We start from the raw sequence: 13,498 nt of genomic DNA on the forward strand, positions 1-13,498 counted from the left end.
TTTTCAAGATGCTCTCCCTCGACACCACCCAGCTCAGTGTTTTAGTCAGTCAGTATTTCTGGCCTCTGATTCGCGTGCTGGCGCTGATCACCACCGCGCCCGTGCTCAGCGAAAAGCAGATCAACCGCAAAGTGAAAGTTGGCTTGGCGGTATTAATCACCTTTCTCATTGCACCCGCCCTGCCGCCGGTGAATATCCCGTTGGTGTCCAGTGGCGCAGTTTGGGTCGCCATTCAGCAAGTCCTGATTGGTGTCGCGATTGGGTTGACCATGCAATTTGCCTTTGCGGCCATTCGTCTGGCGGGCGAAGTGATTGGTTTACAGATGGGGCTATCATTCGCCACCTTCTTCGACCCCTCTGGCGGGCCAAATATGCCAGTTTTGGCTCGGCTACTTAACCTCTTAGCGATGCTGCTATTTCTGACCTTCGATGGTCACTTGTGGCTGATTTCATTACTGGCTGACAGCTTCCATACCTTGCCGATTCAATTCGAACCGCTCAACGGCAACGGTTTCCTGGCCTTAACCCAAGCGGGATCGTTAATCTTTATGAGTGGCATGATGCTGGCTTTGCCGCTCATTACCCTGCTGTTAACCCTGAACTTAGCCTTAGGGATGCTCAACCGCATGACGCCACAACTGTCGGTGTTCGTGATCGGTTTCCCGTTGACCCTCACCGTCGGCATTCTGACATTAGGGTTAACCATGCCGCTACTCGCGCCATTTTCCGAGAACCTCTTTGCTCAATTCTTTGACCGGCTGGCAGGGGTATTAAGCGGAATGGCGCACTAAATCCCGTCAACGAATTCCCATCGACGAATCGATTATGACTGCCTATTGACGTTTGATTAAGATGAGAACGGCGAGGAGAGCACCTGTGGCCCACAGGTGAAAGACCGGGCCACAGGTGAAAGACAGGTTATTTATTCAGTTGGAACAACGACATACCCTGCATATTGGTAAAGGTGGTGTAAGACGCCTGCAATGCCGCCTGCTGCATCACGTAAGAAGAAATGGCTGACGTCCAATCCACATCCACCAAGTCACTTAACCGCTGTTTGTTGCTCAAAGTACGGTCATTGCCCAAGCTATCAAGATTGTCCAACTCTTGCAGTTGAGTCCCCACTTCAGCCTGAACAGACAACACATTGTTCAACGAGTTAGCCATGCCGCGAATACCTTTGTCCATATCCGCTTGCGCCTGCTCTTTCACGGCGTCGGTTGCGCCCTCGAGAGGCACTTTCAGTGATTTTAAGACGGTATCAATGGTATTGAAAATATTGGCTTCAGACGCAACCGGATTACCACCAGCATCATCAGGTTCGGGTTTAGCATTGCTGGTCAGCGCCATAAACACACTGGTGCCTGTATGCCCAACTGTCATCGAACGGCTCGCATCAACCTTTTGCTCAATCGTGACGTCTCCGCCTTGATAAGTGACCTCACCTGTGGCGCTAACCACGAATGGCGGCTTGTCACTTTTAAAGGCAGCGAAAGTGTAGCGACCGTTGCCATTAGTGGAGTTAGCCTGATTCAGCAACTGGTCTTTTAAACCCTGTAACTGAGTGGCATAAGAGGCTCGGTCATCATCACTCAAGATATCGGTTTTCGCGCTGATAATGATGCTTTGGATTGACTGAATGGTACTGGTCACCTGCTCCAGCGTTTTGGTTTCCTGTGACAGTTCATTACGAGCAAAACTACGCGCCAACGTGTATTGGTTATTTTCCGATTGCGCTTGCGACACCATCACCGCTTGTGAAGCTGCCATCGGATCATCTGATGGGTTAACCACACGCTTACCGGTGGAAAGCTGCTGGCCGGATTGCATCCAGAGTGATTGGGCATTCGTGACGCCCTGCATATTTTGCTGATAAATCATGCTAGTACTTAAGCGCACAATGTCAGTTCCTTGTCGTCACCGTTCAGTCAGTTCATGGGGCTGCCTCATCAATTGAATGGCCCCAAGACTCATGCTGACTCAACTAAAATAAAATAAGTCGCGGCACAATGAATGCACCGCAGGCAAAAACTTAACGTAGATCCAGTAAGGCATTAAACAGCGTTGACGCCGTTTGAATCACTTGCGCATTCGCCAAATAATATTGTTGGAAACGCTGAAGATCGCCGTACTCTTCATCCAAGTTCACGCCCGAGATAGACTGCTGTTCAGCCGTCAACTGGGTCACAATATTGGCTTGCGCCGCACTGTTGGTTTTCGCCGTATTCGTTTGGTTACCCACATTACTGACAAGACCTGCATACGCGCCCGATAGCGTGGCTTTGCCATCAACCAGCTTCAACGTTTGCAGATTCAATAACGCTTTCGCATTCACGTTGTCACTTTCACCGCCATCGGCCGTGCCTGCTGCCGCTATCTTGCTGGAATCGGTAATATCAACCTGCAAGTTAGCTGCGACATTCGACACGGTTTTCACCAAAAACTTATCTTTGGCTTGTGGGCCATTAACACCGTTATCAATGCTGACGTTTAGACCATCGAAACTCAAACCGGTGGTGTTACCACTGCCATCCACCACGGGATTAGCCGGCACTTTGGTGTTATCAGACAAGCGAGTCACCTGCCAGTTGGTGCCGTCAAACTCAACACTGTAATCACTGGCTTTGACTTTCGAGGTATCGGTATAGGCCACGGTCAGGTTGGCATCACCCTGATTTTTCGTGTTTTTCAACACGTTTGGCTCGGCAAAACTGAAGAAGTTTTCACCGGGATCGCCATTGATATCAAAACCGGCTTTATGTTGCGTGTTGAAGCTATCGGCCATGGCCAAAGCCAATTGACCTAACTGATTGCGCGCGCTATCCAGCGCTTCACTACGGAATTTCAACGTCCCGCCAAGGCTCCCTGTTGCCAAGCGGCTTTCATCTACTTCCATCAGTTCACCGCTGCCGTACTTATAGCCAATCGTTAGCCGCGTAGCATCACTGCTAGAGGGAATCGCTTCAATTTTGTGCGAAGTCTGGCCTTGCACCAAAGGCAAACCGTTGGCAAAGGAGACGTTGTAAGCATCGCCGTCTTGTTGGGTCACGGTGACACCGACAATCTGGTTTAACTCAGTCACCAATTGGTCACGTTGGTCAAGCAAAGCATTCGGCTCACTGCCACTGCTACCGCGCAAACGAGTAATTTGGTCATTTAACTTCGCAATTTGCTCGGCGTAGTTATTAATTTTGGTGACACTTTCGGTGATTTTTTGATTCACGCCAGTGTCCATATCGCGCAGATATTTATCCGCATTCTGGAACTGGTTCACCAACCCTTCAGCCTTACCCAATACCGTTTTACGCGCCGCATCGTCGCCCGCGTTACTCACCAGATTTTGCAGATTACTAAAGAAGTCCTGCATGGTGACAGAGAGGTTATTGGAGGAGTTCGACAGCAAGTTATCGATTTGCGAAATTTGCTGATAATAAGTCGTTAACCCACTGCTTTGCGTCTGAGAAGAACGTAATTGGTTGGTAATGAAGGCATTATATTCGCGGTTCACACCGGTTACGGTGACGCCGTTGCCGACAAAACCGGCGGCGCTGAGCGTCCCACCATTTTGCGCAAAAATGGCGTTTTGGCGGTTATAGCCCGCCACTTGGAAATTGGTAATGTTATTACTGACGGTGCTCAGGGCATATTGCGCTGCGCTCAGACCACTCATCGCAGTATTCATTAAACTATTGGACATGAAGAAATCCTTTTACCGCAGGCGATTGATGTCGCGTACCTGCAATGATTAATATTGGGATACTGCCTGAGGAAACCTAAGCCCCCGCACAGCCTGTATTAGTTATCGACCGGTTAGAGAGAAACTTGAATAAAAATATGGGTGTTATTGTCAATCAATCCAATGAGTAAAGTCGTACTCGCCGCCGTTATGATGGGGGCCGAGCACGGCCCAATCCAAAATGGCCCGTCACCTAGCCCATTAGAAGAGATTGGTTAAATCGCTGCTGTAGGCTTTCACTGCTTGATCGCCCGCATTCTTCATCTGCTGAATCACGCTGACCAATTTTTGCGCATATTGTGGATCGGTCGCATAGCCCGCTTTTTGCAGTGCATGTGCGCCCTGCTCAGGGCTTTGTGCTGCTGCCACATGGGCGTAGCGCGGGTTCTGGGTCAGCAATTTGACATAATCGCTGACCGCCTCGACGTAAGAACCATAAACACGGAAACGCGCCTTGGTTTTTGTCGCCACGCCTTGCTCATATTCAGTGGTGGTAATTTCACTCACTGGCCCATCCCAGTTACTACCTGCTTTGATGCCAAAGACGTTGTAGCTGGATTTGCCATCAGCGGTCGGGATTTCACGTTGGCCCCAACCGGATTCGAGTGCCGCCTGCGCCATAATCAGTTGATGAGGTATGCCACTTTGCTGACTGGCAATTTGGGCGGGAATCGACAACCGTGCCACGAAATTACCGGGGCCTTGCGGTAAGGACATCCCACCGCTGGCCGGCGGAGTCGGTATGGCCCGCCTGACCATTTGTTCCAACGCCTGCGCCGGTAAGGTTTGCAAGACTTCGTTATCCAGCACCATTGGCACGGTGCCTGCGGTTTCACTTGGCGACGTGGTACCTGAAAGCTGCTCCACCATCATGTCGGCTAACCCTAACCCCTTAACCGACATTTGTTGTGCTATCTGCTGGTCATAAAGGGAGGTATAAAGCCGAGTCTGATCACTGTTCATCACGCCATCTTGCGGCAAAGCGGCGCGCATGCTTTTCAGCATCATCTGCACAAACATCCCCTCCACCTGCTGAGCCACCTTTTTCAGGTTGCCCTCGGGATCTTTGGCCGCATCACGCTTCAACGCATTCAGTGATTGGGCGTCATAAGCCGCCCCAGACATCGCCATCAAATCGCTCATCAGATAATTTCCAATTTAGCCCGTAAGCAGCCAGCGCTTTGCATCGCCTGCAAGATGGACATTAAATCGATAGGTGTCGCCCCAAGTGAATTCAAGGCACGAACCACGTTATTCAGATTCGGGCTGGCATTCACACGCTGCAACACGCCACCTTGCTGCTGAACAGAAATTTGGGTGTTCGGCGTTACTACGGTCTGGCCGCCGCCGAAAGGTGTATCCGGCTGGCTGACGATATTTTGTTTATCCACCACCACCGACAAGTTCCCTTGCGCCACCGCGCAGGAGTCCAACACCACATTGCGGTTCATGACGACAGAACCGGTACGGGAGTTGATGATCACTTTGGCGTCTCCGGCATCCACATTCACCGGTATATTTTGGATATCAGCCAAGAAGCGCACTTGCGAACTGTTGCCACGCGGCACGAGTACCTGAATGGTACGCGCATCAATCGCCGTGGCAGAGCCGAAACCACGTTGGCGGTTGATGGCATCACTCACCTGCTGCGCCATGGTGAAATCTTCGGTGTTCAGTTGAAGATTAATCACGCCATCAGTGCCAAAGGTCGTCGGCAGTTCTCGCTCGATAGTGGCACCGTTACTGATGCGCCCGCCGGTCAATTGGTTGACTTGCACGCTGCTGCCGCCCGATGATGCGCCAGCACCACCGACCAAGACGTTACCTTGCGCCAAGGCATAAACCTGATTATCCACCCCTTTCAATGGCGTCATCAGCAATGTGCCGCCACGGATGCTTTTGGCGTTCCCCATGGAGGACACCACCACATCGATGGTTTGCCCTGCCCGAGAAAAGGCCGGTAACTTCGCCGTGACCATCACCGCAGCCACGTTTTTAAGCTGCATGTTGGTGCCAGGCGGCACGGTAATCCCCAGTTGCGACAACATATTGCTGAGGCTTTGCGTGGTAAATGGCGTCTGCATGGTTTGGTCACCGGAGCCATCTAAACCCACCACCAAGCCATAACCGATCAACGCGTTATCACGCACTCCCTGAACGGTCACCAAATCGCGAATACGCTCGGCTTGCGCGGGCATCCACACCAGCGAGAGCAGCGTAATAAAGAATGTGACAAGTGACGGTTTACGCATGGATGGACCTCTTAGTACGGCGAGATATTAAGGAAGAACCGCTGCAACCAGCCCATGGTTTGCGCTTCATTGATATAACCATTGCCCACATACTCGATGCGTGCATCAGCGACCTGTGTGGAGGTCACTGTATTGCTACCGCTGATGGTGCGTGGGTTAACGACCCCAGAGAAGCGGATAAATTCGGTGCCCTGATTAATCGCGATCTGTTTTTCACCGACGACATGCAAGTTGCCGTTCGCCAGCACTTGATTGACGGTGACGGTGATGGTGCCATTGAAGGTGTTATTGGCGTTTGCGCCACCTTTGCCGCCAAAGGTGTTATCACCGGCAATATCCATGTCGGCGCGGGCATTACCCAATAAGCCCTGCAAATAACGCGGGGCGGTGGCGACCGCAAATGAACTGGAGCCATTGCGGCTCGCATTGGCCGACGAACTCTTACTGGCACTGACATTTTCTTGCAAGGTAATGGTCAGCGTGTCACCGACATTACGTGGTCGGCGGTCTTCGAACAGCGGCTGATAGCCATAGTTCATCGGCTGAGCAGCCTGAAAAATAGAGCCATTGGGTAATGGCGCACTGGCCGGTGCCGGCTGTGCAGACGTTGTGCCATCCACCAGTGGTTTATGCGGAATATACGCGCAGCCATTGAGTAGCATGGCCGTTAATGGCATGCAGACCCATTTCAATCCACCTGATTTGCGCAGCGGCTTTCTGTCCATCTCTGATTTTCAGTCCTGTAACCGGTTGGAGGCGAACGAGCTTAGCCTCGAATACTCATTGTTCTACAGCAATCAGGGGGCGTGCTGGCCCCCCGAAAGCGGATTTACAACTGGGTCAGTTTTTGCAACATCTGGTCGGAAGTTGAAACCGCCTTACTGTTGATTTCATAGGCACGTTGGGTCTGGATCATATTGACCAACTCTTCCGCCACATTGACGTTAGAGGTTTCAACATAGCCCTGATACAGCAACCCGCCGCCATTCAAGCCCGGCGTAGTTTCATTTGGTGCACCGGAACTGGCGGTTTCTTGGTACAGGTTTTCACCGATGCTTTCCAGACCACTGTTGTTGATGAACGTGGTCAGGGTCAGTTGCCCCACTTGCTGCGTGGCAGTCTGCCCTTGCAAGGTGACACTCACTATCCCGTCACGGCCTACCGTCATGCTCAAGGCATTCGCCGGAATGGTAATGGCGGGTTGCACTTGGAAGCCGCCGGCGGTTACCAACTGACCATTTTGGTCAACTTGGAATGAGCCGTCGCGGGTATAAGCATTGGTGCCATCAGGCATCTGCACCTGAAAGAACCCCTCACCTTTGATAGCAATATCTTTGGTGTTATCGGTCTTGGACAGGTTGCCTTGGCTGTGCAAACGCTCTGTCGCCACCGGACGAACCCCCGTACCAATCTGTAAACCCGATGGCAAGGTGGTCTGTTCGGAGGATTGTGCTCCCGGTTGGCGCATCGTTTGGTACAGCAAATCTTCAAATACCGCACGCTGGCGTTTAAAACCATTGGTGCTGACGTTTGCCAAGTTGTTGGCGATAACATCCATGTTGGTTTGCTGTGCATCCAAGCCGGTTTTGGCAATCCATAATGATCGGATCATCAGTTTATTCCTCTGCGCCTGCGCGCTTAGCCCATTGCTAACAGTTGATTAGCGCGCTGTTCGTTTTCATCCACGCTGTGGATCACTTTCATCTGCATTTCGAAACTGCGGGCATTGGCAATCATGTCTGCCATGGCTTCAACCGCTTTCACGTTGCTGCCTTCTAGCACACCCGGCATGATTTTAATCAGCGGGTCATTCGCTAACTGTGCACCACGCGCCTGCTGTGTTTCGGGTGTCAGATGAAATAAGCCATCATCGCCATGCATCACTTCACCCGCCGATGCCCGAACCCGTTTGATCTGCCCCAATTGCGCAATGGTATTGGGTGAATCACCGGCGTTCAGTGCTGAGATGGTGCCATCTGCCGCAATGGTGACCGCCGCTTGCGGTGGCACGTCGATCGGGCCGTTGTCGCCCATCAGCGGGTAACCCTGCACCGTCATCTGCCCTTCAGGCGAAATTTGAATGTTCCCGTTGCGGGTATAGGCTTCCGTGCCATCCGGCAGTTGCACCGCCAGATAGCCATCTTGCTGCAACGCCACATCTAGCGGGCGACCACTAAAATTAATCGTCCCTTGGCTGATATCCACGCCGGGGGTGGATGCCACCACCATGGTGCGGGTCGCCATACTCGGCCCGTCGATAGGCACAGCGCGCATGGCGGACAACTGCGCACGGAAACCCGGCGTAGCGGCGTTAGCCAAATTGTTTGCCGTCACCGCCTGCTGATCCAGCGACTGCCGCGCCGCGCCCATCGCGGTATAGATTGCGTGATCCATGAACTTATCCCGTCAGTACGATTAACGCAGGTTAACCAGAGTTTGTAAGATCTGATCTTGGGTTTTGATGGTCTGCGCGTTGGACTGATAGTTACGTTGCGCCACAATCATATTCACCAGTTCTTTACTCAAATCCACGTTAGAGGATTCCAGTGCGCCACTGGTCAAGGTACCGAAACCGCCGCCGCCCGCGGTGCCCAGCATGGGGTTACCGGAAGCCAGCGTTTCGCGCCACACGTTGTCGCCTTCTGATGACAGCCCTTCAGGGTTAGCAAAGTTAGCCATCACGATTTGGCCCAACAATTGGGTCTGCTGGTTTGAATAGGTGCCGACCACCGAACCATCATTGTTGATTTGGAAGCCCGTGAATTCACCCGCCGCATAGCCGGTCTGGTTTTGCGTCACAATGCTATCGGTACCGGTATTTTGCTGCTTAGTCCCCGCCACGCTCAGTGTAAACGCTGGGGCTGTTGCGCCATTGACCACGCCGATAGGGATTGTGAAAGTGAAGTCCGTGGTGCTCGGTGGGTTCGCCCCGTTGGTCACACTTTGCAGCGCGCCATTGGTGTCAAACTGCATGGAGCCACGTAGTGCTGCCACTTGCGCCGGATTTGCGCTGCTATCACGGGTATAAACATCCCAAGAGTTACCGGTGGTGGAGCTTTCCGTACGCTTCACATAGAACACATTGATCTCATGGCGGTTACCCAAGGTATCGTAGGTGGTCATGTTGTTCACAAAGCTATAGGTATCCGGCTTATCGGGATCAAATGCTGGGGTGGTTGGCACAATATCGTGGGTTGACGTTAGGTTCGCCACCATATTGCCGGAAGTGGTGGCTTTCGCTGGGATCATGTCCTGCGGGATAGACAGCGGAACTGGGTTCGCGCCCTGTTGTATCGTTGGCGGTGTACCGGTTGCTGGGTAGCCGGTCAGGCTCAGACCTTGCATATTGATGATGTTGCGATTCGCATCCAGTTTAAACTGACCGTTACGGGCAAAGAACACACCGCCGCTGCTGTCTTGCATCCGGAAGAAACCGTTTTGGCTGATGGCCAAGTCCAAACGACGGTTAGTGGTGGTGGCAGTACCGTCGTTAAAGTCTTGGGTGATCCCCGCCACTTTTACGCCCATCCCCGTCTGAGAACCGGCAAACATATCGGCAAAAGAAACTGAGCCGGCTTTAAAACCTGCCGTTGCCGAGTTGGCGATATTGTTACCGATCACATCCAAGTTACTGGATGCTGCGTTCAAACCGCTGACTGCTTGAGAAAAGCCCATTTTCTTCTCCGTTAGATTTGGGGTCCGTTAAAGACCTTGAGCATTGATGACATATCAAATGCTGCTTTTAAAATTGAGGGCAAGTCGGTACAAATCCTTGTCTCACCATCGTGTTGGTTTTACTGCTGCTAAAGATGAATAACTGACTTACAGAATCTGCCGGACTTTATCCATGGTGATGGTGCCTGCCATACCGAGGTCCAACTTGGCACCGTCACTACCACGAGTGACGCCATTGACCACGGCATAACTCAGGGGTGTCGTCACCAGTGATTCATTGCCATTGCTGGCGGTAATCGCCACGGTGTAGGCACCATCGGGTGCATTACCACCCGCATCCAATGAGCCATCCCAAGTAAAGGCATGGACACCCGCTGTTAGCTTGCCGATCTCAATGGTACGAACCACCTGACCATTTTTGTCGCTGATGGTCGCCGTCACTTTGTCGGCCGCACGATCCAGCTCGACACCAAATGGCGTCGTGGTCACCACGTCATCTTTACTCCCCGTTAAAATGGTGTTGCCCGGGATCATGACGCCGTGACCAATCAGGCTGCTGGCCTGCAAGGACTGGCTGTTGTCAATTTGGCCGGAAATAGAGCCCAGAGTGGTATTCAACTTTTCAATGCCACTGACGGTGTTGATCTGCGCAAGCTGCGTCGTCAACTCGTTGTTTTGCATTGGGTTGGTCGGGTCCTGATTTTTTAACTGTGCCACCAACAGCGTAAGGAAACTGTTTTGCAGATCCTGACTGGTGCTGCCACTCGGCGAGTTGGCATTAGCACTATTGGCGCTGTTAACACCGTAATCGCTTTCGGTCAAAGAATTGGTAATGGCCATCTATATAGGCTCCTGTTATTGACCCAGTGTCAGCGTCTTTAGCATCAGAGATTTGGTGGTATTCAGGACTTCAACGTTGGCCTGATAGCTGCGTGAAGCGGAAATGGTGTTGACCATCTCGCCAGTCACATCCACGTTTGGCATACGCACATAACCCTTGGCATCAGCCAATGGGTTACCGGGTTGAAACACCAAACGATCCGGTGCGGGGTCATCAATGACTTGCGACACGCGCACACCACCGGTTTCTTGCCCCGGTTGCGCGGCGACCTGAAACACCACTTGCTTAGCGCGGTAAGGCTGACCATCTGGGCCAGTCACACTGTCGGCGTTTGCCATGTTGCTGGCGCTAACGTTCAATCGTTGCGATTGCGCGGATAATGCTGAACCGGCAATATCAAAAATATTCAGTAAAGACATCCGTCTTATCCTTGTTGTAACACTGACAACATCCCTTTGATTTGGCTGCTAATGACAGTCAAATCAGTCTGATATTTCAGGCTGTTATCGGCAAAATTAGTACGTTCGCGGTCCATATCGACGGTGTTGCCATCCATTGATGGTTGATCCGGCACACGGAATAGCAGATCCAAGTCGGGCGGTTGGACCGTACTTGCTGGGATATGACGGGCTGACGTTAAACTGAGCGACACCCCTGTTCCGCTAACACGTCCTTGCTCCATCACCTTTTTCAGTTGGCTGGAGAAATCGATATCACGTGCCTGAAAGCCGGGTGTATCCGCGTTCGCAATGTTGGACGACAGGATCTCCTGCCGTTGAGCGCGCAAGTTCAGCGCCTCTTGTTGAAAACGTAGAGCACCGTCCAGTTTGTCGAGCATAGTCCCCCCGCAAGGTTAAAATTTGGAGTCGACAGCATAAACGCCGTACAGGGAAGCCTATCGCCAGAATAAGAGCAAAATGCGTCGCTATTTATCCCCTTAACCTGATGAAGGTACGGGTACACTAGTGATCAAAAGTACGAACAGGCGATCAAAAGAACGATTACGTGGAAAAAGGCAGAGCGTGATTTGACTCGATGGCAATGGCGGGGAAGAAAGTGATGGTGATAACAAGCAAGTACGCCAAAACATTTATGTGGGGGCTACTGCTGGTGAGTCCGGCATTCGCGCAGGTCGCGATGGCGGCTGACCTATCTGTGCAGGTCAATCAGTTCTTCCAGCAGCAATACCCTGACAAAGACAGCCAGGTGAAAGTCATCATCAAAACGCCGCAGAGCCAATGGCCACAGTGTGAAATGCCTGAAATCACGCTGCCAACCAATGCTCGGCCATGGGGCAATATCAGTCTGTCGGTCCGTTGCGATGGCGTACGGCGCTTTATCCAAACACAAGTGCAAGTCAGTGGGCGCTATGCGGTGGCAAGCCGCCCATTGGCGGCAGGGGCTAAAATTACCCCGCAAGATATTGAAATGAAACAAGGTCGATTAGATACCTTGCCGCCCGGTGCCTTACTGGAGCCGCAGTTTGCACAAGGTGCGGTGAGCTTGCGGCATGTTAATGCGGGCCAACCCATCACCCGTAATATGCTGCGCCGTTTATGGATCATCAAATCGGGGCAAGACGTGCAGGTGCTTGCGCAAGGTGATGGTTTCAACGTCAACAGTAATGGTAAGGCGATGAATAATGCGGCCATTAAAGATAATGTTCGCGTGCGCATGCCATCAGGCCAGATCGTGAATGGCGTGGTGGGCGAGGATGGCACTATTCGTATTATGTTATGACGGTTCGCATTATCTTATGACGGTTCGAATTAAAACTTGTAGCCTTGTTTGCGGCGTCGTTTTTGCCGCGTATAGTCACCTGAATCATTGACTCAGGTAAGCTTGCTGAGTTTAACCGCACGTTGAAGACGCTCAATGTGAACCTGTTTAGCTATCGTGATTAAAGTTTTTTTAACCTTTGCCGATAACCCTAGTATGCAGCTATTTACGGCTATGCCAGACCCTATTACAGGCACCGTAAACCGTGATAATCCCGCCATTTTTCGCTGAAAGATAACGGCTGAAAATAGTGGCTGAAAAATAAAAGTTTCGCGGGCCAACAAACGCCAATCCCGCTCGAAAGGGAGCAACATAAAATGAGTATTGAACGCACTCAACCGCTATCACCAGCAACTAAAGTGCAAGCACGGGAAATCAGTGACATTGCGCAGCAAACGCGTAAGCCTTCTGCCCAGACAAAAACAGCAGTGAGTGGTACAGAGGTTAAATTGAGTGATGCGCAGGCAAAACTGATGCAACCGGCGGGTCAGGATATCAATGTTGAACGTGTAGAAACATTGAAAGAGGCCATCCGTACCGGCCAACTGACCATGGATACCGGTAAAATTGCTGATGCCCTGCTAAAAAATGTCGCCGATGACCTTAAAAATAGCTAGTCGTCAAAAACCGTCTTAATCGTAAAAGGATACGTGGTGGTGGAAAGATTACAGATCAACCTAGACCAGCAATTGGAACTGCTAGAATCACTGACGGCTGTTGTCGCGCAAGAGCAACAATTACTGTGCGCCGGTCGGATTCAGGGTATCGTGCTGCAAGGGGTGACTGAACAAAAAAGTTCAATCTTAGCCACACTCGCTTATCTGGATCAAACCCGTCTCACGACTGAAACTGACGTTAAGGTGCATGCACCCTACCCTCGTCATCCGGCGCTCGCTGAAAGATGGCAGCGTATGTTGCAGTTAGCGGAGGGTCTGCAGTACAGCAATCTGCACAACGGGTTATTACTACAGCAACACATTGAGCATAATACGCAGGCGCTGGCTATCCTCAATACGCGTCATGGCCAGTCATTGTATGGCCCTGATGGCCAGGCGAAAGGCGCCAGTCTACTGGGTCGTAAAATCGGCGTTTAATTCCCTGCCGTAAGATTTTGATTTATAAAATAGAGTTATTGCTCACTGAGATTGATTGCCGCATCGCGGGATTAGTCTCTGTGTCGGCTAAACCACCTCTTTCGCTACACGCCTTTATCAC

The 13,498-nt window shown here is 51.6% G+C and carries 15 protein-coding genes; 4 read left to right on the top strand and 11 right to left on the bottom strand.

Going from position 1 to position 13,498, the window contains the following annotated elements; all coding sequences use genetic code 11:
• Positions 1–8: 8 nt before the first annotated feature.
• The gene (fliR, locus tag BN68_RS06510) at positions 9–791 is read left to right on the top strand and encodes a flagellar biosynthetic protein FliR (protein WP_019210356.1); all 783 of its coding nucleotides are present in this window, start codon (positions 9–11) and stop codon (positions 789–791) included.
• A 127-nt stretch (positions 792–918) separates the two neighbouring features.
• Here fliR and flgL read toward each other — a convergent pair whose 3' ends face one another.
• From flgL to flgB, 11 genes are all read right to left on the bottom strand, one after another.
• Positions 919–1,899, bottom strand: coding sequence for a flagellar hook-associated protein FlgL (gene flgL, locus BN68_RS06515; protein ID WP_019210357.1), 981 nt, complete (start codon positions 1,897–1,899; stop codon positions 919–921).
• Between the two features lie 133 nt (positions 1,900–2,032).
• Positions 2,033–3,697 (bottom strand): flagellar hook-associated protein FlgK, encoded by a 1,665-nt coding sequence (gene flgK, locus BN68_RS06520; RefSeq protein WP_019210358.1) that lies wholly within the window; start codon positions 3,695–3,697, stop codon positions 2,033–2,035.
• 240 nt (positions 3,698–3,937) lie between these two features.
• Positions 3,938–4,879 carry a flagellar assembly peptidoglycan hydrolase FlgJ gene (flgJ, locus tag BN68_RS06525; protein WP_019210359.1) on the bottom strand — a complete coding sequence of 314 codons (942 nt, stop codon included), beginning with the start codon at positions 4,877–4,879 and terminating at the stop codon, positions 3,938–3,940.
• A complete protein-coding gene (locus tag BN68_RS06530; RefSeq protein ID WP_019210360.1) occupies positions 4,879–5,988 on the bottom strand; it encodes a flagellar basal body P-ring protein FlgI in 1,110 nt (369 codons plus the stop codon). The genes flgJ and BN68_RS06530 overlap by 1 nt, the downstream gene beginning before the upstream one ends.
• A gap of 11 nt (positions 5,989–5,999) precedes the next feature.
• Positions 6,000–6,713 (bottom strand): flagellar basal body L-ring protein FlgH, encoded by a 714-nt coding sequence (gene flgH, locus BN68_RS06535; RefSeq protein ID WP_019210361.1) that lies wholly within the window; start codon positions 6,711–6,713, stop codon positions 6,000–6,002.
• A gap of 104 nt (positions 6,714–6,817) precedes the next feature.
• A complete protein-coding gene (flgG, locus tag BN68_RS06540) occupies positions 6,818–7,600 on the bottom strand; it encodes a flagellar basal-body rod protein FlgG (RefSeq protein WP_019210362.1) in 783 nt (260 codons plus the stop codon).
• Positions 7,601–7,626: 26 nt separating this feature from the next.
• Positions 7,627–8,382, bottom strand: a complete 756-nt coding sequence (locus BN68_RS06545; protein WP_019210363.1) for a flagellar basal body rod protein FlgF — start codon at positions 8,380–8,382, stop codon at positions 7,627–7,629.
• 21 nt (positions 8,383–8,403) lie between these two features.
• Positions 8,404–9,663: a flagellar hook protein FlgE gene (flgE, locus tag BN68_RS06550; RefSeq protein ID WP_019210364.1), complete on the bottom strand. Its 1,260-nt coding sequence runs from the start codon at positions 9,661–9,663 to the stop codon at positions 8,404–8,406.
• A gap of 147 nt (positions 9,664–9,810) precedes the next feature.
• Positions 9,811–10,503 (bottom strand): flagellar hook assembly protein FlgD, encoded by a 693-nt coding sequence (flgD, locus tag BN68_RS06555; protein ID WP_019210365.1) that lies wholly within the window; start codon positions 10,501–10,503, stop codon positions 9,811–9,813.
• Positions 10,504–10,518: 15 nt separating this feature from the next.
• A complete protein-coding gene (flgC, locus tag BN68_RS06560) occupies positions 10,519–10,923 on the bottom strand; it encodes a flagellar basal body rod protein FlgC (RefSeq protein ID WP_019210366.1) in 405 nt (134 codons plus the stop codon).
• Between the two features lie 5 nt (positions 10,924–10,928).
• A complete protein-coding gene (gene flgB / locus BN68_RS06565; RefSeq protein ID WP_019210367.1) occupies positions 10,929–11,342 on the bottom strand; it encodes a flagellar basal body rod protein FlgB in 414 nt (137 codons plus the stop codon).
• A gap of 221 nt (positions 11,343–11,563) precedes the next feature.
• Here flgB and flgA point away from each other — a divergent pair, with 221 nt between their 5' ends.
• The 3 genes from flgA (at position 11,564) to BN68_RS06585 (ending at position 13,377) form a co-directional block, all read left to right on the top strand.
• Positions 11,564–12,244: a flagellar basal body P-ring formation chaperone FlgA gene (flgA, locus tag BN68_RS06570; protein ID WP_051144539.1), complete on the top strand. Its 681-nt coding sequence runs from the start codon at positions 11,564–11,566 to the stop codon at positions 12,242–12,244.
• Positions 12,245–12,600: 356 nt separating this feature from the next.
• Positions 12,601–12,900 (top strand): flagellar biosynthesis anti-sigma factor FlgM, encoded by a 300-nt coding sequence (gene flgM / locus BN68_RS06580; protein ID WP_019210370.1) that lies wholly within the window; start codon positions 12,601–12,603, stop codon positions 12,898–12,900.
• 36 nt (positions 12,901–12,936) lie between these two features.
• Positions 12,937–13,377, top strand: coding sequence for a flagella synthesis protein FlgN (locus tag BN68_RS06585; protein WP_019210371.1), 441 nt, complete (start codon positions 12,937–12,939; stop codon positions 13,375–13,377).
• Positions 13,378–13,498: the final 121 nt, after the last annotated feature.

The sequence above is a fragment of the Yersinia massiliensis CCUG 53443 genome (assembly GCF_000312485.1).
GTDB lineage: Bacteria > Pseudomonadota > Gammaproteobacteria > Enterobacterales > Enterobacteriaceae > Yersinia > Yersinia massiliensis.

Excerpts from the sequence above, each read along its gene's own strand:
- BN68_RS06530 (WP_019210360.1), bottom strand. The coding sequence starts at position 5,988 with ATGCGTAAACCGTCACTTGTCACATTCTTTATTACGCTGCTCTCGCTG.
- fliR (WP_019210356.1), top strand. The coding sequence starts at position 9 with ATGCTCTCCCTCGACACCACCCAGCTCAGTGTTTTAGTCAGTCAGTAT.
- BN68_RS06545 (WP_019210363.1), bottom strand. The coding sequence starts at position 8,382 with ATGGATCACGCAATCTATACCGCGATGGGCGCGGCGCGGCAGTCGCTG.
- flgM (WP_019210370.1), top strand. The coding sequence starts at position 12,601 with ATGAGTATTGAACGCACTCAACCGCTATCACCAGCAACTAAAGTGCAA.
- flgD (WP_019210365.1), bottom strand. The coding sequence starts at position 10,503 with ATGGCCATTACCAATTCTTTGACCGAAAGCGATTACGGTGTTAACAGC.
- flgG (WP_019210362.1), bottom strand. The coding sequence starts at position 7,600 with ATGATCCGATCATTATGGATTGCCAAAACCGGCTTGGATGCACAGCAA.
- flgC (WP_019210366.1), bottom strand. The coding sequence starts at position 10,923 with ATGTCTTTACTGAATATTTTTGATATTGCCGGTTCAGCATTATCCGCG.
- flgB (WP_019210367.1), bottom strand. The coding sequence starts at position 11,342 with ATGCTCGACAAACTGGACGGTGCTCTACGTTTTCAACAAGAGGCGCTG.
- flgH (WP_019210361.1), bottom strand. The coding sequence starts at position 6,713 with ATGGACAGAAAGCCGCTGCGCAAATCAGGTGGATTGAAATGGGTCTGC.
- flgA (WP_051144539.1), top strand. The coding sequence starts at position 11,564 with ATGGTGATAACAAGCAAGTACGCCAAAACATTTATGTGGGGGCTACTG.
- flgE (WP_019210364.1), bottom strand. The coding sequence starts at position 9,663 with ATGGGCTTTTCTCAAGCAGTCAGCGGTTTGAACGCAGCATCCAGTAAC.
- flgK (WP_019210358.1), bottom strand. The coding sequence starts at position 3,697 with ATGTCCAATAGTTTAATGAATACTGCGATGAGTGGTCTGAGCGCAGCG.
- flgJ (WP_019210359.1), bottom strand. The coding sequence starts at position 4,879 with ATGAGCGATTTGATGGCGATGTCTGGGGCGGCTTATGACGCCCAATCA.